The 25,641-nt window shown below is 71.7% G+C and carries 26 protein-coding genes; 11 read left to right on the top strand and 15 right to left on the bottom strand.

Going from position 1 to position 25,641, the window contains the following annotated elements; genetic code table 11:
* The first annotated feature begins 83 nt into the window (after positions 1-83).
* The gene (locus N5I75_RS07405) at positions 84-596 is read left to right on the top strand and encodes an HNH endonuclease (protein ID WP_476675541.1); all 513 of its coding nucleotides are present in this window, start codon (positions 84-86) and stop codon (positions 594-596) included.
* Positions 597-622: 26 nt separating this feature from the next.
* Here the strand turns inward: N5I75_RS07405 and N5I75_RS07410 are convergent, their stop codons facing one another.
* From N5I75_RS07410 to N5I75_RS07420, 3 genes are all read right to left on the bottom strand, one after another.
* Positions 623-1,564 (bottom strand): SPFH domain-containing protein, encoded by a 942-nt coding sequence (locus N5I75_RS07410; protein WP_476675543.1) that lies wholly within the window; start codon positions 1,562-1,564, stop codon positions 623-625.
* 149 nt (positions 1,565-1,713) lie between these two features.
* Positions 1,714-2,145 (bottom strand): NfeD family protein, encoded by a 432-nt coding sequence (locus N5I75_RS07415; RefSeq protein WP_476675545.1) that lies wholly within the window; start codon positions 2,143-2,145, stop codon positions 1,714-1,716.
* Between the two features lie 70 nt (positions 2,146-2,215).
* Positions 2,216-3,040, bottom strand: a complete 825-nt coding sequence (locus N5I75_RS07420; protein ID WP_476675547.1) for an ABC transporter ATP-binding protein — start codon at positions 3,038-3,040, stop codon at positions 2,216-2,218.
* 143 nt (positions 3,041-3,183) lie between these two features.
* Here N5I75_RS07420 and N5I75_RS07425 point away from each other — a divergent pair, with 143 nt between their 5' ends.
* Positions 3,184-3,966, top strand: coding sequence for a hypothetical protein (locus N5I75_RS07425; RefSeq protein ID WP_476675549.1), 783 nt, complete (start codon positions 3,184-3,186; stop codon positions 3,964-3,966).
* Positions 3,967-4,042: 76 nt separating this feature from the next.
* Here the strand turns inward: N5I75_RS07425 and N5I75_RS07430 are convergent, their stop codons facing one another.
* The 4 genes from N5I75_RS07430 to N5I75_RS07445 form a co-directional block, all read right to left on the bottom strand.
* On the bottom strand, positions 4,043-4,282 hold the full coding sequence (locus tag N5I75_RS07430; protein ID WP_476675551.1) for a chaplin: 240 nt from the start codon (positions 4,280-4,282) through the stop codon (positions 4,043-4,045).
* 199 nt (positions 4,283-4,481) lie between these two features.
* Positions 4,482-4,727 (bottom strand): chaplin, encoded by a 246-nt coding sequence (locus N5I75_RS07435; RefSeq protein ID WP_476675553.1) that lies wholly within the window; start codon positions 4,725-4,727, stop codon positions 4,482-4,484.
* A gap of 175 nt (positions 4,728-4,902) precedes the next feature.
* Positions 4,903-5,544 carry a response regulator gene (locus N5I75_RS07440; RefSeq protein ID WP_476675555.1) on the bottom strand — a complete coding sequence of 214 codons (642 nt, stop codon included), beginning with the start codon at positions 5,542-5,544 and terminating at the stop codon, positions 4,903-4,905.
* Positions 5,537-6,682, bottom strand: a complete 1,146-nt coding sequence (locus N5I75_RS07445) for a GAF domain-containing sensor histidine kinase (protein WP_476675557.1) — start codon at positions 6,680-6,682, stop codon at positions 5,537-5,539. The genes N5I75_RS07440 and N5I75_RS07445 overlap by 8 nt, the downstream gene beginning before the upstream one ends.
* Positions 6,683-6,870: 188 nt before the next feature.
* Between N5I75_RS07445 and N5I75_RS07450 the strand changes: the two genes are divergently transcribed.
* The 3 genes from N5I75_RS07450 (at position 6,871) to N5I75_RS07460 (ending at position 9,734) form a co-directional block, all read left to right on the top strand.
* Positions 6,871-7,569, top strand: a complete 699-nt coding sequence (locus N5I75_RS07450) for an SDR family NAD(P)-dependent oxidoreductase (RefSeq protein ID WP_476675559.1) — start codon at positions 6,871-6,873, stop codon at positions 7,567-7,569.
* Positions 7,566-8,636, top strand: coding sequence for an S-adenosylmethionine:tRNA ribosyltransferase-isomerase (locus N5I75_RS07455; protein ID WP_476675560.1), 1,071 nt, complete (start codon positions 7,566-7,568; stop codon positions 8,634-8,636). Before N5I75_RS07450 ends, N5I75_RS07455 begins: the two co-directional genes overlap by 4 nt.
* Positions 8,637-8,981: 345 nt before the next feature.
* Positions 8,982-9,734: a transglycosylase SLT domain-containing protein gene (locus N5I75_RS07460; RefSeq protein ID WP_476675561.1), complete on the top strand. Its 753-nt coding sequence runs from the start codon at positions 8,982-8,984 to the stop codon at positions 9,732-9,734.
* Positions 9,735-9,840: 106 nt separating this feature from the next.
* On the opposite strand, the gene N5I75_RS07465 is transcribed toward N5I75_RS07460, so the two are convergent.
* On the bottom strand, positions 9,841-12,375 hold the full coding sequence (locus N5I75_RS07465; protein WP_476675563.1) for an ABC transporter ATP-binding protein/permease: 2,535 nt from the start codon (positions 12,373-12,375) through the stop codon (positions 9,841-9,843).
* 289 nt (positions 12,376-12,664) lie between these two features.
* On the opposite strand from N5I75_RS07465, the gene N5I75_RS07470 reads away from it, so the two are divergent.
* Complete coding sequence (locus N5I75_RS07470) at positions 12,665-14,437, top strand: streptophobe family protein (RefSeq protein WP_476675565.1); 1,773 nt, start codon at positions 12,665-12,667, stop codon at positions 14,435-14,437.
* An 89-nt stretch (positions 14,438-14,526) separates the two neighbouring features.
* Positions 14,527-15,795, top strand: a complete 1,269-nt coding sequence (serB, locus tag N5I75_RS07475; protein ID WP_476675567.1) for a phosphoserine phosphatase SerB — start codon at positions 14,527-14,529, stop codon at positions 15,793-15,795.
* An 89-nt stretch (positions 15,796-15,884) separates the two neighbouring features.
* Here the strand turns inward: serB and N5I75_RS07480 are convergent, their stop codons facing one another.
* The 4 genes from N5I75_RS07480 to N5I75_RS07495 all read right to left on the bottom strand — a co-directional run bounded on the left by N5I75_RS07480 (position 15,885) and on the right by N5I75_RS07495 (position 18,351).
* On the bottom strand, positions 15,885-16,403 hold the full coding sequence (locus N5I75_RS07480) for a SixA phosphatase family protein (RefSeq protein ID WP_476675569.1): 519 nt from the start codon (positions 16,401-16,403) through the stop codon (positions 15,885-15,887).
* 73 nt (positions 16,404-16,476) lie between these two features.
* Positions 16,477-16,683 (bottom strand): hypothetical protein, encoded by a 207-nt coding sequence (locus N5I75_RS07485; RefSeq protein WP_476675571.1) that lies wholly within the window; start codon positions 16,681-16,683, stop codon positions 16,477-16,479.
* A gap of 196 nt (positions 16,684-16,879) precedes the next feature.
* A complete protein-coding gene (locus N5I75_RS07490) occupies positions 16,880-16,999 on the bottom strand; it encodes an SGM_5486 family transporter-associated protein (protein WP_476675572.1) in 120 nt (39 codons plus the stop codon).
* A gap of 29 nt (positions 17,000-17,028) precedes the next feature.
* Positions 17,029-18,351 carry a CynX/NimT family MFS transporter gene (locus N5I75_RS07495; protein WP_476675574.1) on the bottom strand — a complete coding sequence of 441 codons (1,323 nt, stop codon included), beginning with the start codon at positions 18,349-18,351 and terminating at the stop codon, positions 17,029-17,031.
* Between the two features lie 115 nt (positions 18,352-18,466).
* Here N5I75_RS07495 and N5I75_RS07500 point away from each other — a divergent pair, with 115 nt between their 5' ends.
* Positions 18,467-19,159 carry a FadR/GntR family transcriptional regulator gene (locus N5I75_RS07500; protein ID WP_476675575.1) on the top strand — a complete coding sequence of 231 codons (693 nt, stop codon included), beginning with the start codon at positions 18,467-18,469 and terminating at the stop codon, positions 19,157-19,159.
* Here N5I75_RS07500 and N5I75_RS07505 read toward each other — a convergent pair.
* The 3 genes from N5I75_RS07505 to fabG all read right to left on the bottom strand — a co-directional run bounded on the left by N5I75_RS07505 (position 19,108) and on the right by fabG (position 21,161).
* The gene (locus N5I75_RS07505; RefSeq protein WP_476675576.1) at positions 19,108-19,536 is read right to left on the bottom strand and encodes a hypothetical protein; all 429 of its coding nucleotides are present in this window, start codon (positions 19,534-19,536) and stop codon (positions 19,108-19,110) included. The genes N5I75_RS07500 and N5I75_RS07505 overlap by 52 nt on opposite strands.
* 114 nt (positions 19,537-19,650) lie before the next feature.
* Entirely contained in the window at positions 19,651-20,436 is a 786-nt protein-coding gene (gene fabI / locus N5I75_RS07510) for an enoyl-ACP reductase FabI (protein ID WP_476675578.1), read from the bottom strand.
* Between the two features lie 5 nt (positions 20,437-20,441).
* A complete protein-coding gene (gene fabG / locus N5I75_RS07515) occupies positions 20,442-21,161 on the bottom strand; it encodes a 3-oxoacyl-[acyl-carrier-protein] reductase (protein WP_476675579.1) in 720 nt (239 codons plus the stop codon).
* 224 nt (positions 21,162-21,385) lie between these two features.
* Between fabG and N5I75_RS07520 the strand changes: the two genes are divergently transcribed.
* The 3 genes from N5I75_RS07520 (at position 21,386) to tyrS (ending at position 25,636) form a co-directional block, all read left to right on the top strand.
* Positions 21,386-22,909 carry a TldD/PmbA family protein gene (locus N5I75_RS07520; protein ID WP_476675581.1) on the top strand — a complete coding sequence of 508 codons (1,524 nt, stop codon included), beginning with the start codon at positions 21,386-21,388 and terminating at the stop codon, positions 22,907-22,909.
* The gene (locus tag N5I75_RS07525; protein ID WP_476675583.1) at positions 22,906-24,300 is read left to right on the top strand and encodes a metallopeptidase TldD-related protein; all 1,395 of its coding nucleotides are present in this window, start codon (positions 22,906-22,908) and stop codon (positions 24,298-24,300) included. The genes N5I75_RS07520 and N5I75_RS07525 overlap by 4 nt, the downstream gene beginning before the upstream one ends.
* 64 nt (positions 24,301-24,364) lie before the next feature.
* Complete coding sequence (tyrS, locus tag N5I75_RS07530; protein WP_476675585.1) at positions 24,365-25,636, top strand: tyrosine--tRNA ligase; 1,272 nt, start codon at positions 24,365-24,367, stop codon at positions 25,634-25,636.
* Positions 25,637-25,641: the final 5 nt, after the last annotated feature.

Raw genomic sequence — 25,641 nt, forward strand, 5'->3', positions numbered from 1 at the left:
TGCGTTGTCCATCTCGGCGCGCGCGGCCAGAGTTGACGCACGGACGCCGAGGGGTGATCCGCTGCGTACGGGAGGTGGGCAGGGTGCGGGACACATTGGTGCTGAACGCGAGCTTCGAGCCGCTCTCGACGGTGACGCTGAACCGAGCCGTCGTGCTGGTGCTGCAGGACAAGGCCGTCGTCGAGCAGGCCCATCCCGATCTGCGCATGCGCGGAGCCGCCCTCGACATTCCGGTGCCGCGGGTCATCAGGCTCTGCAGGTACGTACGGGTGCCGTTCCGAAGACGCGCCCCGTGGTCGAGGCGGGGTGTGCTCGTGCGGGACCAGCACCGGTGCGCGTACTGCGGGCGGCGGGCGACGACCGTGGACCACGTGGTGCCGCGCTCGCAGGGCGGGCAGGACACGTGGCTGAACACGGTGGCGTCCTGCGCCGAGGACAATCACCGCAAGGCCGACCGGACACCGGAGCAGGCGGGGATGCCGCTGCTCGTGCAGCCGTTCGAGCCGACGCCCGCCGACGCGATGCTGGCGTCCCTGGCGACGGCCGACCGGGCCGCTCTCCCGGAGTGGCTGGGCGAGCAGATGGCGGCCGCGTAGGCCGCCCTGCCCGCGTACCCGCCCGGCTAGTCGATCGGCGGCTGCTCCCGGCGCTCCTTGCCCACGGCGGACGGGCTGGGGGCGCCGCCGCCCATTCCGCCGAAGTTGCCCATGGCGCCGCTGAGGCCCTTGAGGGCGTCGCCGATCTCGCTGGGGACGATCCAGAGCTTGTTGGCGTCGCCCTCGGCGATCTTCGGGAGCATCTGGAGGTACTGGTAGGAAAGCAGCTTCTGGTCCGGGTCTCCGGCGTGGATCGCCTCGAAGACCGTACGGACGGCCTGGGCCTCGCCCTCGGCCTTCAGGGCCGCGGCCTTGGCCTCACCCTCGGCGCGCAGGATCGCGGACTGCTTCTCACCCTCGGCGGTGAGGATCTGGGACTGGCGGATGCCTTCCGCGGTGAGGATCGCGGCGCGCTTGTCACGGTCGGCGCGCATCTGCTTCTCCATCGAGTCCTGGATGGAGGTGGGCGGCTCGATCGCCTTGAGCTCGACGCGGTTGACGCGGATGCCCCACTTGCCGGTGGCCTCGTCGAGGACGCCGCGCAGCGCCGCGTTGATCTCCTCGCGGGAGGTCAGGGTCCGCTCCAGGTCCATGCCGCCGATGATGTTGCGCAGGGTCGTGACGGTGAGCTGCTCGATGGCCTGGATGTAGCTGGCGACCTCGTAGGTCGCGGCCCTCGCGTCGGTCACCTGGTAGTAGATGACGGTGTCGATGTTGACGACGAGGTTGTCCTGGGTGATCACCGGCTGCGGCGGGAACGGGACGACCTGTTCGCGCAGGTCGATGCGGTTGCGGATGGAGTCGATGAAGGGGACGACGATGTTCAGGCCCGCGTTGAGTGTGCGGGTGTAGCGGCCGAAGCGTTCGACGATCGCCGCGCTCGCCTGCGGGATGACCTGGATGGTCTTGATCAGGGCGATGAAGACCAACACCACCAGAATGATCAGGACGATGATGATCGCTGACATCGCGTCTCCTGTGCTCCTTCGTGCCGTTGTCCCCCGGCGCCGCCCGCCGGAAGGATCATGGGTTCCTGCTGGTCGAGTCTGTCAGAACCACCCATGTGGCGGGGGCAGTTCAGGTCACCCGCGGATACTGACCGAGTGCCCGGCCGGGATCAGATGACGATCGCGGTGGCTCCCTCGATGTCGACCACGTCGACCTGGCGGCCCGGTTCGTACACCGCCTCGCCGTCGAGTGTGCGGGCCGACCAGATCTCGCCGCCGAGCTTGATCCGGCCGCCGCTCGCGTCGACGCGCTCGACGACCACGGCCTGTCTGCCCTTCAGGGCGTCGATGTTGGTGGCCAGCACCGGTTTCTGCGCGCGTTGCCGTACGGCTATGGGGCGTACGACGGCGATCAGCGCGCAGGAGACGACGGCGAAGACCAGGACCTGGAGGACCGGGCCGCCGCCGAGGCCGGCGGTCGCGGCGCCCGCGCAGGCGCCGACGGAGAGCATGCCCAGCTCGGGCATGGCGGTGATGACGAGCGGGATTCCGAGTGCGGCCGCCCCTATCAGCCACCACACCCATGCGTCGATGTCTGCCACCCGGTCATGGTAGATCCGCGGACGGCCGCGCCGACAGGGGACGACCGGTCCGCGGGCGCGCGGCGGGGGATCAGCTCAGCGGGAGGCCGGTCGCGGTCCAGCGGTCGCCGCGCTGCTCGACGACGAGCGGGAGGCCGAAGCAGTGCGACAGGTTGCGGGAGGTCAGCTCCAGCTCCAGCGGGCCCGCGGCGAGCACCTTGCCCTGGCGGATCATCAGGACGTGGGTGAAGCCCGGGGCGATCTCCTCGACGTGGTGCGTCACCATGATCATCGAGGGGGCGATCGGGTCGCGGGCGAGGCGGCCGAGGCGCCGGACGAGGTCCTCGCGGCCGCCCAGGTCGAGACCCGCGGCGGGCTCGTCGAGGAGGAGCAGCTCGGGGTCGGTCATCAGGGCGCGGGCGATCAGGGTGCGCTTGCGCTCGCCCTCGGAGAGCGTGCCGAACTTGCGGTCCAGGTAGCCGCTCATGCCGAGGCGGTCGAGGAAGGCGCGGGCGCGCTGCTCGTCGATGTCCTCGTAGGACTCCTGCCAGCCGGCGGTCATGCCGTACGCGGCGGTGAGCACCGTCTGCAGGACGGTCTGGCGCTTGGGCAGCTTCTCGGCGAGGCCGATGCCGGCGATGCCGATGCGCGGGCGCAGCTCGAAGACGTCCGTGCCGGGCCTGCCCAGCGTCTCGCCGAGGATCGTGGCGGTGCCGCTGCTCGGGAAGAGGTAGCTCGAGGCGATGTTCAGGAGGGTGGTCTTGCCCGCGCCGTTGGGTCCGAGGATGACCCAGCGCTCGCCCTCCTTCACCGACCAGGAGACCTGGTCCACCAGAGCCCGGCCCTCGCGGACCACGGATACGTCCTCCAGCTCCAGTACATCGCTCATGAGCGCGTTGTCTCCCATTGCAGTCATCGGCCGTCTCGCATGCGTCCGTGGAGAGGTTCGGCTTGTTCGGCACTGGACGCAGCCCCCGGGTAAAACCTACGCCACTGCCCAGGTGGCCCATTCCCTCGGTCGGGGTTTTGGCACCGTGCCGGGCTCCTATGGTGGGGCGCATGCTCACAGAACCACGCTCCGGACGCCTCGCCGCATGGGGAAATGCCCTTTTGACCGGTTTTATTGCTCCTGATGACGCGGTGCTCGCGATCGTCGGGGACGACGCGGTGCACCGCGTCGAGGGGATTCCCGGGGAACCGGGACCTGTCGGGCTCTCGCTGGCGCTCGGGCGGCTGCGGGCGCTCGGCGTGAGCGGCCTGCGGGTCGCGCTGCCCGCGCCGGGCCATCCGCTGGGCCTGAGCGGGCCGCCGGAGTTCAACGCGCGGGCGGTCGCCGCCGAGGAGGCCGTCCTCTGCTTCGGCGCGGCGCTCGGGCTGATCCCCGAGGTGTACGAGGCCGGGCCCGAGGGTGATGTCCATGTCCAGGTGATGTGGCACTGCCTGCCGGTGCGGGAGGCCCCGCCGGCCGACGTGCCCTCCCTGGGCGAGGCCGAGCGGGAGCTGGCGGAGGCCCTGCGGGAGGCGACAGAGGTGCTGACCCGGCTCGACGTGGCGGGCTCCGGGCCCGTCGCGGAGGCGGCCGTCGAGGCGTACCGGGCCCGCGCCGAGCGGGGCCGCGAGGTCCTCGCCCCCGGCTATCCCCCGCGGGCCGTACGCGTGCTCGAACTGGCGCAGCGCGTCGGGCTCCTGGTGGAGACGGCGTACGAGAGCGGCCACGGCGGCGCGGTGAGCGCCTCGGAGATGGCGGCCCGCTCGGTGGCGCTGCGGCCGGTGGAGCGTACGGCGCGGCGGGCGCAGGTGGCGGCGTACAACGCGTTCGTGGAGGAGCGGAACCGGGGCTGAGCCGCACGCGGGGCCGCAGGACGTGCCGGAGCCCCGCGCGTGGTGCTGCGCGGGGCTCCGGGGGTGGGGCCGGGCGTCAGTCGTTCTCCGCCGTGTCGCCGAAGGTGGGGTTCAGCAGGCCGATCACGTTGATGCTGTTCGCCACGGCGTTGACCGGGACGTGGATCGGCGCCTCGACCTGGTTGCCCGAGATGACACCCGGGGACGCCGTGGCCGCACCCTGGACCTCCGCGTCGGCGGCGGCGGAGCCGGCCGAGACACCGGCGGCGACACCGGCGACGGCGACGGCCAGGGCGGCCTTCTTGGCGATGTTCATGAGAAGTGTTCCTCCAGATGGTGCGTTTCGGCCCCATGGGCGGGCCGCACCCGGGGCAACGTGACCACCTGTCGGAGGGAACGGTTCGGCACCGCGATACGCCCGAAAGGATCACTCGCGCCGCACACGGGCCGGAAACGCTGTCGGCCTCCCGGGTGCGCCCGGGAGGCCGATCGTCTCGCGGTGAGCCGAGTGTGTGTCAGCCGTTGTAGCTGTCGTTGCCGAAGACCGGGTTCAGCACGCCGATGACGCTCACGCTGTTGCCCGAGGCGTTGACCGGGATGTGGACCGGCGCCTGGACCAGGTTGCCCGAGCCGACGCCCGGCGAGTGGACGGCGTTGCCGTTCGCGTGCGCGCCGTCGGTGGCGGAGGCGAGACCGGCACCGGCCGCGACCAGGCCACCGGCGACGAGGGTGACAGCCGCGGCCTTCTTCAGGTTCTTCACTTCGGGATCCTCCTAGCGATTGCCGCGGCCAGCCGCCGCGGCACGCACTGGAGAACGCGCCCCGGTCCGGAGGGATACGCCGAACGGGGGACGAATACACGACAGTATGAATCTCTCACCGGGCGGGAACCGGCCCCGGCGGGGTGCAGTAGTGCGCCGTCCGTGAGGGGACGTGTCAGCCCGCGGCGCCGTGCCGGACGGCCCACAAGGCGGCCTGGGTCCGGTCGGCGAGGTCGAGCTTCATGAGGATGTTCGAGACGTGGGTCTTCACCGTCTTCTCGGAGAGGACGAGGGCGCGGGCGATCTCCCGGTTGGAGCGGCCGTCGGCGATCAGGCCGAGGACCTCGCGCTCCCGCTCGGTGAGCGAACCGCCTCTGCCCTGCCCGCCGTTCGTCTCCTCCTGGGAGAGCAGCGCGCCCGCCACCTCGGGCTGCAGCAGGATGTGGCCCGCGTGGACGGAGCGGATGGCACCGGCGAGCGCGTCCGGGTCGATGTCCTTGTAGACGTAGCCGGCGGCCCCGGCGCGCAGGGCCGGGACCACGGTGCGCTGCTCGGTGAAGCTGGTGACGATCAGCACGCGCGCGGGGTTGGCGAGTTCGCGGAGCTTGCGCAGCGCGTCGACGCCGTCCATGCCCGGCATCTTGACGTCCATCAGGACGACGTCGGGGCGCAGCTCCTCGGCGCGGGCGACGCCTTCGGCCCCGTCCGCCGCCTCGCCGACGACCTCGATGTCGTCCTGCACCTCCAGGAACGTACGCAGTCCGCGGCGGACGACCTGGTGGTCGTCGACCAGGAGCACCTTGATCGGTTCAACCACCGGGGACCTCCATGTCGATCGTGGTGCCCTTGCCGGGCGCGGATTCCACTGTGAGGCGGCCGCCGACGCCGCTGGTCCGGTCCCGCATGGAGACCAGGCCGAGGTGGCGGCCCGCGCGGCGCACGGTCCTCGGGTCGAAGCCCGTGCCGTCGTCGGTGACGCGCAGTGCGGCGCCCGTGCCCCGCTTCTCGACGGTGACCTGGACGTGCTCCGCGCCGGAGTGGCGCAGCGCGTTGTGCAGCGCTTCCTGGGCGACGCGCAGCATCGCCTCCTCCTGCGCCGCGGGCAGCGCTCTGATGCCGCCGGTCCCGAAGGTGACGTGGGCCGTGTGGGCGCGGTCGAGGACCTGGATCTGCGTACGGAGCGTGGCGACGAGGCCGTCCTCGTCGAGGGCGGCGGGGCGCAGCTCGACGACGGCGGCGCGCAGCTCCTCGGCGGCTTCGGCGGCCAGCTCGACGACGTGGCTCAGCTCGCCCTTCGCGCGCGCGGGGTCGCGGTCGACGAGCTTGGCGGCGGCCTGGGCGGTCAGGCGCAGGGAGAAGAGTTTCTGGCTGACGGCGTCGTGCAGTTCGTGGGCGAGGCGTGAGCGCTCCTCGGCGATGGTGAGTTCGCGGCTGCGCTCGTAGAGCCGGGCGTTGGTGAGGGCGATCGCGGCGTGCTGGGCGAGGATGCCGAGCAGGTCCTCGTCCTCCTCGGTGAAGCCGCAGCCGCCTTGCGGCTTGGGGCACCTCTTGTTGGCGAGGAAGAGCGCGCCGATCGTCTCGTCGCCGTCCTTGATGGGCAGGCCGAGGAAGTCGGACATGTCGGGGTGGGCGGCGGGCCAGCCCTCGAAGCGGGGGTCCTCGCGGACGTCGGCGAGCCGTTCCGTACGGGCTTCGCGCAGCATCGCGGCGAGGATGCCGTGCTGGCGCGGGAGCGGGCCGATGGCCTTCCACTGCTCGTCGCTGACGCCGTCGACGACGAACTGGGCGAAGCCGCCGTGGTCGTCGGGGACCCCGAGCGCCGCGTACTCGGCGTCGAGCAGTTCGCGCGCCGAGGCGACGATCGTCTTGAGGACGTCGCGCACCTCGAGGTGCCTGCTCATGGCCAGCAACGCGGCGCTCACCGCGGCCAGCCCCGTCCGTGGGCCGTGACTCATGATCTCACCGTACCGGCGGGGTGTGACAGTCCGTATCCGCCTTGTGGCGGCGGCCGCGTAGGGCGGTGGGCGTAGGCCGAAGGGCCCTGCGAGGTCGCGACCCGCGTACGAGGTGGCGGGCGTCGTCGCCTTCCTACGGTGGGGGCAGCCGGCTCGCACGGTGCCGGCACGACAAGGGGACGGTCGGCATGGCAGTAGCGATCATCACGGGGGCGTCGCGGGGGTTCGGGCGGGCGCTGGCCACGGCGCTCGCGGGGCGCGGCTGGGATCTCGTCCTGGACGCGCGGTCGGCGGGGCCGCTGGAGGAGGTCGCCGCCGCGCTGCGCGAGCGGGGCGGGGCGGTGACGGCCCTGGCGGGTGACGTGGCGGACGGCGGGCACCGGGCGGAGCTGATCGGGGCGGCCTGGGACCTGGGCGGGCTCGATCTGCTGGTGAACAACGCGGGGGTGCTCGGGGCCGCCCCGCTGGTGCCCCTGGAGCGGCACGCGCTCAACGACTTCCGGGCGGCCCTTGAGGTCAATGTGGTGGCGCCGCTCGGGCTGCTTCAGGAGGCGCTGCCCTTGTTGCGGGAGGCGCCTGCCGGGGCGGTGATCAATCTGAGTTCGGACGCGGGGTCGGAGGCGTACCCCACCTGGGGCGGCTACGGGGCGACGAAGGCGGCGCTCGACCAGCTGTCGGCGGTCCTCGCGGTGGAGGAGCCGGGGCTGCGGGTGTGGGCGGTGGACCCGGGCGGGATGCGGACGGAGATGCTCGCGGCCGCCGAGCCGGACGAGGACCTGAGCGGGGTGCCGCGCCCGGAGGACGTGGTCCCCGCCTTCCTGAGCCTGCTCGACCGGCGGCCCGCGAGCGGGCGGTACGCGGCGCCCTCACTGCTGGTGTCGCGGTGACGCTCGCGCTGCGGATCCCGGAGGACCGGTCGGCGCGGGTGCCGGCCGAGCAGCGGGGTCCTGGCCGGGACAGGTCGTCGGTGCGGCTCCTTGTGTCGCGCGGCATGGACGTGGTCCACCGCGGGTTCGCCGAGCTGCCTGGTGAGCTGCGGGCCGGGGACGTGCTCGTCGTGAACACCTCCCCCACGCTGGCCGCCGCCGTGGACGGAAGGCTCGGGCACGCGCGCGTGGTCGTCCATTTCTCGACGCGGGGCGACGACGGCCGCTGGGCGGTGGAGCTGCGGGAACCGGACGGGCGGGGCACCACGCGCCCGCGCGCGGGCGGGCCCGAGGGGACGGTCGTGTCGCTTCCCGGCGGCATGGAGCTCGTCCATGACGAGCCGGTCGCGGCGGGTTCCGGGCGGCTGTGGTGGGGGCGGACGAGCGGCGACGTTCCCGGGCTGCTGCGGCGGCACGGGCGGCCGATCCGGTACGCGTACACGGAACGGGACCAGCCGCTGTCCGCCTACCAGACCGTGTTCGCGCTGCCGTACGCGGACGGGGCGGGCAGCGCGGAGATGCCGAGTGCGGCGCGGCCGTTCACGGCGCGGATGGTGGCGCGGCTGGTGAGCCGGGGTGTGCAGTTCGCGCCGGTCACGCTGCATACGGGGGTGGCGTCGGCGGAGGCGCACGAGCCGCCCTACCCGGAGCGGTACGAGGTGTCGGACGCCTCGGCGCGGCTCGTCAACGCGGCGCGGGCGGGCGGCGGCCGGGTCGTCGCCGTGGGGACGACCGCCGTACGGGCCGTCGAGTCGGCGGCCGGTGCGGACGGGGTGGTGCGGGCGGCGGGCGGCTGGACCGGTCTGGTCGTGACGCCGGAGCGCGGGGTGCGGGTGGTGGACGGGCTGCTCACCGGGCTGCACGAGCCCGCGGCGTCGCACCTGCTGATGCTGGAGGCGGTCGCGGGGCGGGCCGCGGTGGGCCGTGCGTACGAGGCGGCGGTGCGGGAGCTCTACCTGTGGCACGAGTTCGGCGACGTGCACCTCATCCTTCCGGAGGAGCCACCGGGGAGAACCCTCACGCTGTGAGTTGCAGTGGCAACCTGCTGTGAGATCCGCAGTGAGGTGATGTGACGCCGCGCATAGGGTGCGCGTCACGTACGAAGGTCCGTAGTGGGTCGATGCGGGGGCGGTTTGCCGAGGCGGGGCGGGGGCTGGAGGTCGAATGTCGACTTTCGGCCCCCTTTGGCGTGCCCGTCTCCCACTAGGCGGCTTCGTACGTCACACCTTTGCCACAGATTTTTGCGCCCGCTAACAATGGCCTCCGTCGCTCAACGCCGACCGGTTCTACCCACGGCGTCCGTGTTCGAAACACAAGCCCGTCCGGTTCGGTCGGCGAGCGGCTTCCCGTCCTTCGAGAGGTCCCCGTCTCCCATGCGCAAGTTCACCCTTCCCGGCCATAGTCAGCTGTCCCGCCCCCACAAGGTCTCGATGGCCGGTGTCGCCGCTCTCGGTGCCGCCGCTCTCGCCGTGACCCTCGTGCCGGGTCAGGACACGCAGGCGCAGGCGTCCGAGACGGTCGCCGCCGCCCCCGTCGCGTTCACCACGGACGCCGGTGCGCAGCAGATCAAGGACGTGCAGGCCAGCGTCACCAACCAGCAGGCCACCGCCTCCGAGAAGGCCAAGCAGATCGCCGCGAAGCTGAAGGCGCAGCAGGAGGCCGAGGCCAAGAAGAAGGCCGACGCCGAGGCGAAGGCGAAGGCCGACGCGGACGCCAAGGCGAAGGCCGAGGCCGAGGCGAAGGCGAAGCAGGAGCGCGAGGCCAAGGAGGCCGCCTCCCGTGCCGCCGCCCGCAAGCCGGTCTACGCGAACAACCTGGACGGCTGGATCAGGCAGTCCCTGGACATCATGAAGGCCAAGGGCATCCCGGGCTCCTACGACGGGCTCTACCGCAACATCATGCGGGAGTCCACGGGCAACCCGAACGCCATCAACGGCTGGGACATCAACGCCCAGAACGGCACGCCGTCGATCGGCCTGCTCCAGGTCATCCAGCCGACGTTCGACGCGTACCACGTCGAGGGCACCTCGACGAACATCTACGACCCGGTCGCCAACATCACCGCCGCCGCGAACTACGCGGCCGACAAGTACGGCTCGATGGACAACGTGAACAGCGCGTACTGACACTCATTGACGGGACCTCTGGGTCCGGAACACGCTGAACCCCCATGCCAGTGAAGGGCGGCACCCCGACGAGGGTGCCGCCCTTCACTGGTTCACGGATACACCGCTACTTGCGCATGACCTCGGGCTCGTGGCGGCGCAGCAGGCGGGCGACCGCGAAGCCGCAGGCCACACCGAGCAGGATCAGGATGGTGAGGTTGATGCCCCACTGGCTGACCGAGTGCTCCCACAGCGGGTCGAGGTCGTTCGGCTTCTTCGGGTCCCACGGCGGCATCAGGTGGGAGAGGTCGAGCGTGGCACCGGCCGCGCCGACCGCCCAGCGGGACGGCATCAGCCAGGCGAACTGCTCCAGGCCGATCGATCCGTAGATCTGGAAGAGGACGCCGGTGAAGACCACCTGGACGATCGCGAACATGACCAGCAGCGGCATCGTCTTCTCACTGGTCTTCACCAGCGAGGAGATGACCAGGCCGAACATCATCGACGTGAAACCGAGCGCGATGATCGAGATGCACAGCTCCGCCGCCGGCGGCATGAGCAGGCCCTCCTTGGGCAGCTCACGCGGGGCGAAGCCGATGGCGCAGATGATGACGCCCTGGATGGCCGTGATGAAGCCGAGGACGATGACCTTGGACATCAGGTACGCGGAGCGGGAGAGGCCGGTGGCGCGCTCCCGCTCGTAGATCACCCGCTCCTTGATCAGCTCACGGACCGAGTTGGCCGCCGCCGAGAAGCACATGCCGACCGCGATGATCAGCATGATCGTGCCCGCGTCGCCGTTGAACTTGACCGGCGGTTTGGGCGGAGCAAGACCGAAATCAGCCGGAATGACGACGGAGACGATGCCCAGGACCGCGGGCAGGATCACCATCAGGCCCATGAAGCCCTTGTCCGAGGCGATCACCGAGACGTAGCGGCGCATCAGCGTGATGAGCTGGGCGCCCCACGGCTGCGGCTTGGGCGGTTTGATCGCGGCGGGCGGTGGCATCTGCACCGACTGCGCGGCCACGGCGTCGATGTCGGCCGCGTACATCTGGTAGTGCTGCGAGCCCTTCCAGCGGCCCGCCCAGTCGTAGTCGCGGTAGTTCTCGAACGCGGAGAAGACGTCGGCCCAGGTCTCGTAGCCGAAGAAGTTGAGGGCTTCCTCGGGCGGGCCGAAGTACGCCACCGAACCGCCCGGCGCCATGACGAGCAGCTTGTCGCAGATCGCCAGCTCGGCCACGGAGTGGGTGACGACGAGGACGGTGCGGCCGTCGTCGGCGAGGCCGCGCAGGAGCTGCATGACGTCGCGGTCCATGCCCGGGTCGAGGCCCGAGGTCGGCTCGTCGAGGAATATCAGCGACGGCTTGGTGAGCAGCTCCAGGGCGACGGAGACGCGCTTGCGCTGGCCACCGGAGAGGGAGGTGACCTTCTTCTCCTTGTGGATGTCCAGCTTCAGCTCGCGCAGGACCTCGTCGATGCGCTGCTGGCGCTCCTGCTCGCTGGTGTCCGCCGGGAAGCGGAGCTTGGCGGCGTACTTGAGCGCCTTCTTGACGGTCAGCTCCTTGTGCAGGATGTCGTCCTGCGGGACCAGACCGATGCGCTGGCGCAGCTCGGCGAACTGCTTGTAGAGGTTGCGGTTGTCGTAGAGGACGTCGCCCTCGTTGGCCGGGCGGTAGCCGGTGAGCGCCTTCAGGAGCGTCGACTTGCCGGAGCCCGACGGGCCGATGACGGCGATCAGCGACTTCTCGGGGACGCCGAAGGAGACGTCCTTGAGGATCTGCTTGCCGCCGTCGACGGTGACCGTGAGGTGGCGTGCGGAGAAGGAGACCTCACCGGTGTCGACGAACTCTTCGAGGCGGTCGCCGACGAGGCGGAACGTGGAGTGGCCGACGCCGACGATGTCGTTCGGGCCGAGCAGCGCCGTGCCGCCCTTGGCGATCGGCTGGCCGTTGACGTATGTGCCGTTGTGCGAGCCGAGGTCGCGGATCTCGAAGCGGCCGTCGGGCGTCGCGTGGAACTCCGCGTGCAGGCGCGAGACCTGGAGGTCGGAGACGACCAGCTCGTTCTCCAGGGCGCGGCCGATGCGCATGACGCGGCCGAGCGCGAGCTGGTGGAACGTGGTCGGGCTGCGGTCGCCGTAGACCGGCGGGGCCCCCGCGACGCCGCCGGGTCCCTGCGGTCCTTGCTGGCTCGGCACCTTCCGCACGGACGGCTGCTGCTGTTGCTGCCAGGCCTGCTGCTGCGGTTGCTGCTGGGGCGCCTGTTGCTGCCAAGCGGGCGCGCCGCCCTGCTGCGGCGGCTGCTGCTGCGTGAGCCCCGCGGCCTGCTGCTGCGCCTGGTGCGGGGTGGCGACGGCGGCGGCCTGGGCGCTGCCCTGCACGTTCACCCGCGGGCCGTCGGTCGCGTTGCCGAGGTGCACCGACGAGCCCGGGCCGATCTCCATCTGATGGATCCGCTGGCCCTGGACGTAGGTGCCGTTGGTCGAGCCGTGGTCCTGGATCACCCAGCTCCGGCCGGACCAGCTGATCGTGGCGTGGCGCCAGGACACCCTGGCGTCGTCGAGCACCACGTCTCCCCCCGGATCACGGCCGAGGGTGTACGGCCTGGACGGGTCGAGCGTCCAGGTCCTGCCATTCAGTTCCAGTACGAGTTCAGGCACTCCATGCCCCACTGAGTTGTCCCCCGAAGTTGTGCCCCGTCATGGGGAGTCTAGGGATGTCGAACATCGTGAGGAACTATTTCAGGAACGGCCCCGTGACCGAAAGTCGGGCCTTGCGTCGGAGCTTGTGAAGACTCCCGGGCGCTCCCGGTGCCCGCGCCCGTTGACGTGACTGATGCGGCCCGGAAGGCTGGGAGGCGTCCACAACTCCCTACGGATCATGCCGATCGTGCTGATCATGCACATAAGGGGGCGTCCGGGGCGAGGCGGTGCGGATCGGGGGGTCCTGATGGTGTCCGGCCACGACACGGAGCGGCGCGGCGGCATCCCCGTCGGCGATGTGCTGCTCTCCGCCGTAGCGGCGGTGAGCTGGGCTTTCATCGGGATGACGGGGGTCGCGGCGCTCGGTCTGCACCTCCTCGACGCCGATTCCGCGAGTTCGCTCGGCCCGATGACGGCCGCCGTGGTGGCGCTCGGCGTCGGCGGGCGCGTGACGCCGTCCGGCGACGTGTCGGCGTTCGGTCTGGACAGCGCGCAGGCGAACACCGCCATCGATGTCGCGCCACTGGGCGTGGGGCTCGTGGGCGCGCTCCTGTTGAGCTGGTTCTTCCTACGGGGCCTGCGCGCGCGGGGAGTTGAGGTCTCGCCCGGGGAACTGCTCGCGCGCGCGGGGGCGGTGGTCGTGCTCTTCGTGGCGCTCCTCGGCGGGCTCGTGTGGGCCGGTCACGACATCATCACGATTGACGGTTCGAAGCTCGGGGTGAACGACATTCCGGGCGCCGGGGGGCTGCCCGGCGACATCAAGGACAAGCTGCCCGGCGGGGTCGGGGGGCTGCTGCCGGACCGGCTGAACGACCTGGTGAACGCGGAGGCGTCCGTCGGGTTCACGGTGCGGACGGGGGCGACGCTGCTCGGTGGGGCCGCGTTCGTGATCGGGGTGCTGCTGATCGCGTTGCTCGCGTCCCGGCGCACTCCCCTGCCGCGCGCGCTCGCGCCGGTGCACCGGGTGGTGCGGCCCGCCGTTTCGGCGCTCGTGACGGTGCTCCTGGTGGCTGTTCTCGCGGGGCTCGCGGCGGCGGCGTACGCCATGATCGGCGACGACCATCCGCGCCGGATCGCGGGCGCGGCCCTGCTCGGGGCGCCGAACGGGGTGTGGCTCGGGGTGCCGATCGGGCTGTTCGTGCCCTGGGACGGCAAGGCGACGGGTGAACTGTCGAAGCTGCTCCCCGACCCGCTGGACGATTTGCTGCGGGCGGACGCGGGGCCCGTGACGCTCGGCCGCCTCGCCGAACTGGACGGCCGGGTCTGGCTGTTGGCTGTGGCGATGGCCCTGATGATGCTGTTCGCCGGGGTCCTGACGGCGGCGCGCACGCCCTTCGTCCGGGGCAAGCGCCCGGGCCTGCTCAGTTTCGTGGGGACCTGCGCGTCGCGCCTGGGCGTCGTGACGGCGCTGGCCCTCCCCCTCCTGGTCTGGCTGACGGACGTCTCGGCGAACGCGTCCCTGACGGTGCTCGGCTTCGACGCGTTCGGCGCGGGCATCGAGCTGCACGGGCGGGTGGGCATGGCGCTGCTCCTCGGGGCGGCGTGGGGCTCGGGCGCGGGTGCGCTCGGAGCGGCGCTCGCGTACGTGTCCGGGGCCGCGGGCAGCCGCGCGGCTCCGCTCGCGCCGGCCTCCGGCGCCGCCGCCTCCGGGGACCCGGCCCCGGCGGCGACGCCCTCGGCCGGCCCGTACCGGGAGAGCCGTCCGTACCGCCCGTCCAACGCGGACACGAACCCGTACATGCGGCCGTACGACTACGACTACGACTACGCGGGTGAGCCGGATGCCTCTGGGGGCGAGCGGACCGGGTGGGGCCCCGGCGGCGATCCGGCCCAGGGCGACGACATGACCGGCGCCCCCACGGTCGCGAGCCCGGTCCACCCCGAACCGGACCCCCGCCGCCCCCGGAACAGCGGCGACACCGGCTTGCCGCCCCCTCCCCCACCGGCGCCCCCGCCTCCCCCGGCGCCGGGCCGGACCCGGGACGGACGATGGCGCCGGGGGGACCGGGACGAACCCTGAGCCGCTCGGGCCGGGGTGCCGGGCGGGGGCTGTCCGGTGGTTGGACCCGGGCCGCGATACGTACACGCGCCCGATAACGTAAGGGCATCATGAGCGCCTCGCAGCCCACGCACCCCGCTGATGCCCAGCACGTCGACTCGGACGCGTACGTACCGGCCGACGTCCCGACCCTCCTGGTCAAGATATTCGGCAAGGACCGGCCCGGTATCACCGCCGGGCTCTTCGACACCCTCGCCGCCTACTCCGTCGACGTCGTCGACATCGAGCAGGTCGTCACGCGGGGCCGCATCGTCCTGTGCGCCCTGGTCACCGAGCCTCCGGCCGGTCTGGAGGGCGATCTGCGGGCCACCGTCCACAGCTGGGCGGAGTCCATGCGGATGCAGGCCGAGATCATCTCGGGCATCGGGGACAACCGGCCGCGCGGCGTGGGCCGCTCCCTGGTCACCGTGCTCGGGCACCCGCTCACGGCCGAGTCGACCGCCGCGATCGCCGCGACCATCACCAGGACCGGCGGCAACATCGACCGTATCTTCCGGCTCGCCAAGTACCCGGTGACAGCGGTGGAGTTCGCGGTGTCCGGCACCGGCACGGAGGAGCTGCGCACGGCGCTCGCCATAGAGGCCACGCGGCAGAGCCTGGACGTGGCCGTCGTCGGCTCGGGGCTGCACCGGCGCGCGCAGCGCCTCGTCGTGATGGACGTCGACTCGACGCTCATCCAGGACGAGGTGATCGAGCTGTTCGCGGCGCACGCGGGCTGCGAGGAGGAGGTCGCCGAGGTGACGGCGGCGGCGATGCGCGGCGAGCTGGACTTCGAGCAGTCGCTGCACGCGCGCGTGGCGCTGCTCGCGGGCCTGGACGCGTCGGTCGTGGACAAGGTCAGGAGCGAGGTGCGGCTCACGCCGGGCGCCCGCACCCTGATCCGTACGCTGAAGCGCCTGGGGTACCAAGTGGGCGTCGTCTCGGGCGGGTTCACCCAGGTCACCGATGACCTTCAGGAGCGGCTCGGCCTCGACTTCGCGCAGGCCAACACCCTGGAGATCGTCGACGGCAAGCTGACCGGCAAGGTCACCGGCGAGATCGTGGACCGCGCGGGCAAGGCGCGCCTCCTGCGCCGGTTCGCGGCGGAGGCCGGGGTCCCGCTCGCCCAGACCGTCGCGATCGGCGACGGCGCCAACGACCTGGACATGCTGAACGCGGCCGGTCTCGGCGTCGCCTTCAACGCCAAGCCCCTGGTCCGCGCGGCGGCGCACACCGCGGTGAACGTGCCGTTCCTCGACACGGTCCTGTACCTGCTCGGCATCACGCGCGAGGAGGTCGAGGCGGCCGACGCCCAGGAGGAGGCGGCGAGCACCCGCTGAGAGCACCACGTCGGAGGGCCCGGTACCGGTGATCATCGGTACCGGGCCCTTTCACGTGGGGCGGTCTTCGCGTGGGGCGGTCGCGCGTCTCAGGCGTTCGGCGACCAGTAGTCGACGAGCTTGGCCGCGCCCGGCTCCAGGGACTTCCACGGTCCGGTGAAGGTCAGCACGGCGAACGCCGCGGTGGAGAAGCCCGAGCGGCTCAGGCGCTGGGCCGCGTCCGCCTCGGAGTCGCCGGCGAGGACCTCGGCGAGGCCCTGCATGCCGGGGTTGTGGCCGACCATGACGGCGTTGGTCACGTCGTCCGGCACCTCGTTGAGCACGGCGATCAGTTCGCCGGGGGACGCCTCGTAGACGCGCTCCTCGTAGACGGTCCTGGGGCGCTCGGGCAGCTCGGAGACGGCCAGTTTCCACGTCTCGCGGGTGCGGGTGGCGGTCGAGCAGAGAGCCAGGTCGAGGGCGATGCCGGAGTCGGCGAGCTTGCGGCCGGCGACCGGGGCGTCCTTGCGCCCGCGCTCGGCGAGCGGCCGCTCATGATCGGAGACCTGAGGCCAGTCCGCCTTGGCGTGCCGGAAAAGGACAATCCTGCGGGGTTCTGCGACGCTCATACGTCCCAGCTTCGCACGAAACCGGCCACGGGGCGCAGGGAGTTGGCGGTCCGGCCCGACGGCGGGGTCTGTCCTAGCGGGACACCAGTTCCCTGGCGCGTTCGAGGAGGTGGCCGAGGGTCGGGTCGCCCGCCGCGGCCTGGGCGTCGGCGGGGTTGAGGATCAGCAGCAGGAGCGTCACGAAGGCGACGGCCGGCAGCGCGATCGCCCACCAGGGCAGCCGGATGTCGACGCCGCCCGTGGCTGCCGGGTGGGTCCGGGGGTGCGTGGGGGCCGACATGGTGTCCTCCGTGGTCCGCGGGGCCGTGGTGCCCGTCCGTGCGCCGACGCTGTCGGCGACACTTCGAACCTACGGATCCGGCGGCCCCGGACCCATCCGGTGATCCACCCACTTGACCCTGACACTGGCCCCCTAGGGGATGGTGGTGTTAACCCCACCCCCGGCCGTGGCCGCGGCTCTCAGGCCGCGACGGGTGTCAGGGCGAGGCGATCGTCGCGATGATCGCCACGACCACGGTGACGGCGAGCATCGCGCCGACCACCAGCAAAAGCTTCTTCTGGCCGTTCTGGGGGTTCGGCTCGAGCACAGGCGACATGCGGCAAGTGTCGCACCTGTCCGCGGGCGTCAGGACGCCGGGGCGGCCACGGGCGCGGCGGCCTCGTCCTCGACCGTGCGGTTGCGGCCCGCGAGGACGCCGACGACGATCTGCGGCACCATCAGCGCGGCCATGAGCGCGATCGGTACGCCCCAGCCGCCGCTGCTCTGGTAGAGGACGCCGACGAGCAGCGGCCCGGGGATCGAGATCAGGTAGCCGGTGGACTGCGCGAACGCGGAGAGCTTGGCGACGCCCGCGCCGGTGCGGGCCCGCATGCCGACCATGGTCAGGGCGAGCGGGAAGGCGCAGTTGGAGATGCCGAGCAGGATCGCCCAGGCCCACGCGCCGGAGGAGGGCGCGAAGTACAGGCCCGCGTACCCGGTGAGGCCGCAGACGCCGAGGACGATCACGATGGGGCCCTGCCTCGGCAGCCGGGCGGCGACGCGCGGGATGACGAAGGCGAGCGGGATGCCCATGGCCATGGTGACGGCGAGGAGGACGCCCGCGGTCGACGCGGAGACCCCGGCGTCGCGGAAGATCTGCGCCATCCACCCCATGGTGATGTAGGCGGCGGTGGCCTGGAGCCCGAAGAAGACGGCGAGGGCCCACGCGGTGCGGCTGCGGGTGATGCGCAGCTCGTCGCCCTTGCCGGCCGCGGTGGAACGCGCCGGTTCGGCGGGGCCCGCGCCCTTGGCCCGCACGAGCGGCACCCAGGGCACGACGGCGGCGACGCCGAGGGCGGCCCAGACGGCGAGGCCGGTCTGCCAGCTGCCGCCCAGCGCGTCGGTGACGGGGACGGTCGCGGCGGCCGCGAGGGACGTGCCCATGGCGAGGGCCATCGAGTACAGGCCGGTCATGGAGCCGACGCGGTCGGGGAACCAGCGCTTGACGATCACCGGCATCAGCACGTTGCTGACCGCGATGCCCATGAGCGCGAGGGCGCTGGCGACGAGGAAGCCGACGGTGTTGCCCGCGTAGGGCCGGATGATCAGGCCCGCGGCGATCGCGACCATGCCCGCGCAGACGACCGCGCTCGCGCCGAACCGCCTGGCGAGGCGCGGCGCCATCACGCCGAAGACCGCGAAGCAGAGCGGGGGTACGGAGGTGAGGAGCCCGGCGACGCTGCCGCTCATGCCGAGCCCGTCGCGGACCTCCTCCAGGAGGGCGCCGAGGCTGGTGATCGCGGGGCGGAGGTTGAGGGCGGCAAGGACGATGCCGACGGTGACGAGACGTACGGCCCACGCGCGCGGGGCGGCACGTTCCTCGTCGCGCGGGGTGGATATCGGCGTCTCGGGGGTCGACGGCGGCGGTGCCATCGTCGGGGTCGTCGTCGGGGTTTCCTCACTAGCCATGGGGCCTATCTTAGAATCATGGGATGATTGGCTGTCCAGTCGGCAGTGTGCGGTCGGTACAGTCCGCTCGTCGAGACCGCGCAGCCGGACCGCCGCGACAAGGGATGAAACGTCGATGCCACTGACCTCTCCGCGCCGCTCGGCCCTCTCCGAGCAGGTCATCTCCGCTCTGCGGGCCCAGATCTCCTCGGGCGAGTGGCCGGTGGGCTCCCGCATCCCGACCGAGCCGGAGCTGGTCGAGCAGCTGGGGGTCGCCAGGAACACGGTGCGGGAGGCGGTCCGCGCCCTCGCGCACAACGGGCTGCTCGACATCCGGCAGGGCTCGGGCACGTACGTCGTGGCAACGAGCGAGCTGGCCGGGGTCATGCAGCGGCGGTTCGCGGACGCCGATCCGCGCCACATCGCCGAGCTCCGCTCCACGCTGGAGTCGAGCGCGGCGCGCCTCGCGGCCGAGCGGCGCACCGAGCGCGACCTGAAGCAGCTCGACGCCCTCCACGTACGGCGTGAGGAGGCGTGGGAGGCCGGGGACGCGGAGGCGTTCGTGGCGGCGGACGCGACGTTCCACCTGGCCGTGGTGGCCGCGTCGCACAACGACGTGATGACGGCGATGTACGCGGACCTCGGTGAGGTTTTGCGGGACTGGCTGCGCGAGGACGTGGGCGGGCGGCTCACCGCCGAGAACCACATGGACCACGCCCGTCTGGTCGACGCGATCCGGGCGGGCGACGCGGAGACCGCGGGCGCGGAGGCGGCGTCCTATCCGTTCCTGTGCCGCCCGGGCAGGCTGGAGAGGCCCTCGTCGGACTGACGGGCCTGGTCCGCCTTCTCGTGGCTGACCCACGCCCGCCGCACGCTCTTCCAGCACCGCCCGCTCAGGTGGACCGACTCCGCCGGGCCCACGTCCTTCGCGGCCGTGTCGGTGTCGATGTCCCACCACGGGTCGCACTCGATGTGCAGGGCCACCCGGTCGACGCCGGGGTACGGGTTGTGGCAGTCGGCGCTCACGCGTACGCCCTCGACGAGGGTGCGGCAGCCCGCGCCGAACCGTTCGGGCTTCTTCGCCGCCACGCGCGCGTGGCCGGGGTCGTGGCGGTGGGCGGCGGTGTCGGACACCGCGTCGTAGGGCAGCGCGGCCAGCAGGGCCGCGGCCGCGAGGGCGGGGGCTATGCGAGAGGGCAGACGCACAAAAGGGACCTCCTCACACCAGGGTGCGGGGAGGTCCCTCCACCCCGCCCGGCCGGTGGGCCGAACGGGGGACGCCGGGTTTCGGACGCCGAAGCGGCGTCGGTCAGGCGATGATCAGGCGCCGATGGCGTGCAGGCCGCCGTCCACGTGGACGATCTCGCCCGTCGTCTTCGGGAACCAGTCCGAGAGCAGCGCGACGATGCCCTTGCCGGCCGGCTCCGGGTCCTCGAGCTTCCACTCCAGCGGGGAGCGGCTGTCCCAGACCGAGGCCAGCTCGCTGAAGCCGGGGATCGACTTAGCGGCCATGGAGCCGATCGGGCCCGCCGAGATCAGGTTGCAGCGGATGTTCTGCTTGCCCAGGTCACGCGCCATGTAGCGGCTGGTGGCCTCCAGGGCGGCCTTGGCCGGGCCCATCCAGTCGTACTGCGGCCAGGCGAACTGCGCGTCGAAGGTGAGGCCGACGACGGAGCCGCCCTCGGTCATCAGCGGCAGCAGCGCCATGGTCAGCGACTTCAGGGAGAAGGCGGAGACGTTCATGGCGGTGGCCACGGACTCGAACGGCGTGTTCAGGAAGTTGCCGCCGAGGGCGTCCTGCGGGGCGAAGCCGATGGAGTGCACGATGCCGTCGAGCCGGTCGCCGAGGTGCTCGCGGACCTGGCCCTCCAGGCGGGCGAGGTGCTCGTCGTTGGAGACGTCGAGTTCGAGGACCTTGACCTTGTCGGGGTCGGGCAGCTTCTTGGCGATGCGCTCGGTGAGCGTCGGCCGCGGCCAGGCGGTGAGGATGATCTCCGCGCCCTGCTCCTGCGCCAGCTTCGCGGCGTGGAAGGCGATGGAGGACTCCATCAGCACACCGGTGATGAGGATCTTCTTGCCCTCGAGAATTCCAGCCGTGTTCGTCATCGTGTTCAGTGACCCATTCCCAGTCCGCCGTCAACGGGAATGACGGCACCAGTGATGTACGAAGCGTCGTCGGAGGCGAGGAACCTCACGGCGGAGGCGATCTCGCCGACCTGCGCGTAGCGGCCGAGCGGGACCTGCGACACGATGTTCGCGCGCTGCTCGTCCGTGAGCGCCTGGGTCATGTCGGTGTCGACAAAACCGGGCGCGACGACGTTGAAGGTGATGTTGCGCGACCCCAGCTCACGGGCGAGGGAGCGCGCGAAGCCGACAAGGCCCGCCTTGGACGCGGCGTAGTTCGCCTGTCCCGCCGAACCGAGCAGACCGACGACGGAGGAGATCAGCACGACGCGGCCCTTCTTGGCGCGCAGCATGCCGCGGTTGGCGCGCTTCACGACCCGGAAGGTGCCGGTGAGGTTGGTGTCGAGGACGGACGTGAAGTCCTCCTCCGACATGCGCATGAGGAGCTGGTCCTTGGTGACGCCGGCGTTGGCGACGAGGACCTCGACGTTGCCGTGCTTCTCCTCGATCTCCTTGTAGGCCTGCTCCACCTGCTCCGTGTCCGTGATGTCGCACTTGACGGCCAGGGCGCCGGCGTCGGTGAGCTCCTTGGGGGGCTCTCCGGAGCGGTAGGTGAACGCGACCTTGTCGCCCTGCTCCAGGAAACTGCGGGCGATGGCGAGGCCGATGCCCCGGTTGCCTCCGGTGACGAGAACCGAGCGGCTCAACGGATCACCCTTTCGATCGGCGGTCAGGTACCCGTCGAAACTATCCCGGCCCGGTACCGGGCGCCGAATCCGGGGGTGACAGGGCGATGCGGTGGGAACTGTGGGATCCCCACAGTTCCCACCGCGTACCAGGCGGGTGCGTGGCGCCGGTGGGGCTCTTGGAAAACCCCCGCGGCGCGGCATACGTTGGCTGGCCCGTAGGCGACGACAAGGGAAGGCCGCCCATGGCCCATAACATCGACCCGTCCTTCACCGCACTGCCGCTGCGCGCCCTGGCGGACGCCGCGCTCGCCCGCGCCCGCGCCCTCGGCGCCGACCACGCCGACTTCCGTCTGGAGCGCGTGCGCAACGGCGCGGTGCGGCTGCGGGACGCCAGGCCCGCCGGGTCGTCGGACACCACCGACCTCGGGTACGCGGTGCGTGTCGTGCACGGCGGGACGTGGGGGTTCGCGGCCGGGGTCGATCTGACGATGGACGCGGCGGCGAAGGTGGCGTCGCAGGCCGTCGCGATGGCCAAGCTGAGCGCGCAGGTGATCGAGGCAGCGGGCAGCGACGAGCGCGTCGAACTCGCGGACGAGCCCGTCCACGCCGACCGGACCTGGGTCTCCGCCTACGAGACCGACCCGTTCTCGGTGCCGGAGGAGGAGCGCGCCGGGCTGCTCGCCGACTGGAGCGCACGGCTGCTCGCGGCCCCCGGGGTCAGCCACGTCGACGCGTCCCTCCTGGTCGTGCACGAGAACAAGTTCTACGCGGACACGGCCGGGACCACGACGACGCAGCAGCGCGTCCGGCTGCACCCCTCCCTCAACGCCGTCGCCGTGGACGAGACGAGCGGTGAGTTCGACTCCATGCGCACGCTCGCGCCGCCGGCCGGGCGCGGCTGGGAGTACCTGACCGGGACCGGCTGGGACTGGCAGCGGGAGCTCGACGAGATCCCCGAGCTGCTCGCCGAGAAGATGCGGGCGCCGAGCGTCAGGGCGGGCTCGTACGACCTGGTCGTGGACCCGTCCAACCTGTGGCTGACCATCCACGAGTCCATCGGGCACGCCACCGAGCTGGACCGCGCCCTCGGCTACGAGGCCGCCTACGCGGGCACCTCCTTCGCCACCTTCGACCAGCTCGGCAAGCTCAAGTACGGCTCCGAGCTGATGAACGTCACCGGCGACCGCACCGCCGAGCACGGCCTCGCCACCATCGGCTACGACGACGAGGGCGTGGCCGGGCAGTCCTGGGACCTCGTGAAGGACGGCACGCTCGTCGGCTACCAACTCGACCGGCGCATCGCCAAGCTGACCGGGTTCGAGCGGTCCAACGGCTGCGCCTACGCCGACTCCCCCGGCCATGTACCCGTGCAGCGGATGGCCAACGTGTCGCTGCAGCCCGACCCGGGCGGCCTGTCCACCGAGGACCTCATCGGCGGCGTCGACCACGGGCTCTATCTCGTCGGGGACCGGTCGTGGTCCATCGACATGCAGCGCTACAACTTCCAGTTCACGGCGCAACGCGCGTACGAGATCCGGAACGGGCGGCTCGCCGGGCAGGTGCGGGACTTCGCCTACCAGGCGACCACGACCGACTTCTGGGGTTCGATGGCCGCCGTCGGCGGGCCGCAGACCTATGTGCTCGGTGGCGCCTTCAACTGCGGCAAGGCCCAGCCGGGCCAGGTCGCGGCCGTCTCGCACGGCTGTCCCTCGGCCCTCTTCAAGGGCGTCAACATCCTCAACACGACGCAGGAGGCCGGTCGATGAGCCCGCGCACCACCAAGCCGCACGAGATCGTCGAGCGCGCTCTCGCACTGTCGCGGGCCGACGGCTGTGTCGTGATCGCCGACGAGACGTCCACCGCCAATCTGCGCTGGGCGGGCAACGCGCTGACGACGAACGGGGTCACGCGCGGGCGCAGACTCACCGTCGTCGCCACCGTCGACGGCAAGGAGGGCACCGCCACCGGCGTCGTCTCCCGGTCCGCCGTCACCGCCGACGACCTCGAACCGCTGGTGCGGGCCGCCGAGGAGGCCGCCGCGAAGGCCGGGCCCGCCGAGGACGCGCAGCCGCTCGTCGACGGCGTGCCGCACTCCCCCGCGTTCACGGAGGCGCCCGCCGAGACCTCGTCGGCCGTGTTCGCGGACTTCGCGCCCGCGCTGGGCGAGGCGTTCGCACGGGCCAGGTCCGGCCGGCGCGAGCTGTACGGCTTCGCCAACCACGAGCTGACCAGCACGTATCTCGGTACGTCGACGGGTCTGCGGCTGCGTCACGACCAGCCCGACGGCACGCTTGAGCTGAACGCCAAGTCCACCGACCGCACGCGCTCGGCCTGGGCGGGCCACTCCACCCGGGACTTCAAGGACGTCGACCCGGCGGCGCTCGACGCCGACCTCGCGACCCGGCTCGGCTGGGCCGGGCGCCGCGTGGACCTGCCCGCGGGCCGGTATGAGACGTTGCTGCCGGCGACCGCCGTCGCCGACCTGCTGATCTACATGCTCTGGTCCGCCGGGGCGCGGGACGCCGCCGAGGGCCGGACCGTGTTCTCCAAGGCGGGCGGCGGCACGCGCGTCGGCGACCGGCTGAGCGAGCTGCCGCTGACGCTGCGCAGTGATCCGTACGAGCCGGGGATCGAGTCCGCCCCGTTCGTGATCGCGCACGCCTCCGGGGACGACGCCTCGGTGTTCGACAACGGGCTGCCGGTGGGCGCCACCGAGTGGATCTCCCGGGGTGAGCTGCGCCACCTGTCGACGACCCGGCACAGCGCGGGTCTGACCGGGCTGCCGGTCGCGCCCGCCGCCGACAACCTCGTCCTGGACGGAGGCTCCGGGAAATCCCTGGACGAGATGGTCGCCGCGACGGAGCGCGGGCTGCTCCTCACCTGCCTCTGGTACATCCGCGAGGTCGACCCGGCCACGCTGCTGCTCACCGGGCTCACCCGGGACGGCGTCTACCTGGTGGAGAACGGCGAGGTCGTCGGCGAGGTCAACAACTTCCGGTTCAACGAGTCGCCGGTGGACCTGCTCGGGCGGGCCACCGAGGCCGGGCGCACGGAAAAGACGCTGCCGAGGGAGTGGGGCGACTGGTTCACTAAGGCGGCGATGCCCGCGCTGCGCGTGCCCGACTTCAACATGAGCTCGGTCAGCCAGGGCGTCTGACCCGCGGGATTTCGCCCATAGACTGGGCGGGACCCATCAGGACCGTTCAAGGAGACACAGAACCGTGACGGACATCGTCGACGAGCTGAAGTGGCGCGGGCTCTTCGCCCAGTCCACCGACGAGGACGCTTTGCGCAAGGCTCTCGCGGACGGTCCTGTCACGTTCTATATCGGGTTCGACCCGACCGCGGCCTCGCTGCACGTCGGGCACCTGGTGCAGGTCCTGACCATGCGCCGCCTCCAGCAGGCGGGCCTGCGCCCGCTGGCCCTGGTCGGCGGCGCGACGGGCCAGATCGGCGACCCGCGCCCGACGGCGGAGCGCACGCTGAACGACCCGGAGACGGTCGCGAACTGGGTGTTCCGGCTGCGCTCGCAGATCGAGCCGTTCCTGTCCTTCGAGGGCGAGAACGCGGCGGTCATGGTGAACAACCTGGACTGGACGGCCGGCATGTCGGCCATCGAGTTCCTCCGGGACATCGGCAAGCACTTCCGCGTCAACAAGATGCTGACCAAGGACTCGGTCGCCCGGCGTCTGGAGTCGCAGGAGGGCATCAGCTACACGGAGTTCAGCTACCAGCTGCTCCAGGGCATGGACTTCCTGGAGCTGTACCGGCGCCACGACTGCACGCTGCAGCTCGGCGGCTCCGACCAGTGGGGCAACCTCACGGCGGGTCTTGACCTGATCCACCGCCTGGAGCCGGAGGCGTCGGCGCACTGCATCGCGACGCCGCTGATGGTGAAGGCGGACGGCACCAAGTTCGGCAAGACCGAGGGCGGCGCCATCTGGCTCGACCCCGAGATGACGACCCCGTACGCCTTCTACCAGTTCTGGCTGAACGTGGACGACCGGGACGTCTCGACGTACCTGCGCATCCTGTCGTTCAGGTCGCGGGAGGAGCTGGCGGAGCTTGAGCAGCAGACGCAGGAGCGGCCGCAGGCGCGCGCCGCGCAGCGGGCGCTCGCCGAGGAGCTGACGACGCTGGTGCACGGCGCCGACCAGACGGCGGCCGTGATCTCCGCGTCGAAGGCGCTGTTCGGGCAGGGCGACGGCAATCTGGCGGACCTCGACGAGGCGACGCTCGCCGCCGCGCTCTCCGAGCTGCCGAAGGTGCAGGTCACCGAGGTGGGCCCGGTCGTCGACCTGTTCGCCGAGGTCGGTCTCGTCGCGAGCAAGTCGGCCGCGCGCCGGACCGTGAAGGAGGGCGGCGCGTACGTGAACAACGTCAAGGTCGCCGCCGAGGACCACGTCCCGGGCGCCGACGAGCTGCTGCACGGGCGCTGGCTGGTGCTGCGGCGCGGCAAGAAGAACCTGGCCGCGGTCGAGGTCACGGCCTAGTACGT

This window comes from Streptomyces sp. R818 (assembly GCF_056172735.1).

Excerpts from the sequence above, each read along its gene's own strand:
- N5I75_RS07410 (WP_476675543.1), bottom strand. The coding sequence starts at position 1,564 with ATGTCAGCGATCATCATCGTCCTGATCATTCTGGTGGTGTTGGTCTTC.
- N5I75_RS07420 (WP_476675547.1), bottom strand. The coding sequence starts at position 3,040 with ATGACTGCAATGGGAGACAACGCGCTCATGAGCGATGTACTGGAGCTG.
- N5I75_RS07425 (WP_476675549.1), top strand. The coding sequence starts at position 3,184 with ATGCTCACAGAACCACGCTCCGGACGCCTCGCCGCATGGGGAAATGCC.
- N5I75_RS07430 (WP_476675551.1), bottom strand. The coding sequence starts at position 4,282 with ATGAACATCGCCAAGAAGGCCGCCCTGGCCGTCGCCGTCGCCGGTGTC.
- N5I75_RS07445 (WP_476675557.1), bottom strand. The coding sequence starts at position 6,682 with ATGAGTCACGGCCCACGGACGGGGCTGGCCGCGGTGAGCGCCGCGTTG.
- N5I75_RS07450 (WP_476675559.1), top strand. The coding sequence starts at position 6,871 with ATGGCAGTAGCGATCATCACGGGGGCGTCGCGGGGGTTCGGGCGGGCG.
- N5I75_RS07460 (WP_476675561.1), top strand. The coding sequence starts at position 8,982 with ATGCGCAAGTTCACCCTTCCCGGCCATAGTCAGCTGTCCCGCCCCCAC.
- N5I75_RS07470 (WP_476675565.1), top strand. The coding sequence starts at position 12,665 with ATGGTGTCCGGCCACGACACGGAGCGGCGCGGCGGCATCCCCGTCGGC.
- serB (WP_476675567.1), top strand. The coding sequence starts at position 14,527 with ATGAGCGCCTCGCAGCCCACGCACCCCGCTGATGCCCAGCACGTCGAC.
- N5I75_RS07480 (WP_476675569.1), bottom strand. The coding sequence starts at position 16,403 with ATGAGCGTCGCAGAACCCCGCAGGATTGTCCTTTTCCGGCACGCCAAG.
- N5I75_RS07485 (WP_476675571.1), bottom strand. The coding sequence starts at position 16,683 with ATGTCGGCCCCCACGCACCCCCGGACCCACCCGGCAGCCACGGGCGGC.
- N5I75_RS07490 (WP_476675572.1), bottom strand. The coding sequence starts at position 16,999 with ATGTCGCCTGTGCTCGAGCCGAACCCCCAGAACGGCCAGAAGAAGCTT.
- N5I75_RS07495 (WP_476675574.1), bottom strand. The coding sequence starts at position 18,351 with ATGGCTAGTGAGGAAACCCCGACGACGACCCCGACGATGGCACCGCCG.
- N5I75_RS07500 (WP_476675575.1), top strand. The coding sequence starts at position 18,467 with ATGCCACTGACCTCTCCGCGCCGCTCGGCCCTCTCCGAGCAGGTCATC.
- fabI (WP_476675578.1), bottom strand. The coding sequence starts at position 20,436 with ATGACGAACACGGCTGGAATTCTCGAGGGCAAGAAGATCCTCATCACC.
- N5I75_RS07520 (WP_476675581.1), top strand. The coding sequence starts at position 21,386 with ATGGCCCATAACATCGACCCGTCCTTCACCGCACTGCCGCTGCGCGCC.
- N5I75_RS07525 (WP_476675583.1), top strand. The coding sequence starts at position 22,906 with ATGAGCCCGCGCACCACCAAGCCGCACGAGATCGTCGAGCGCGCTCTC.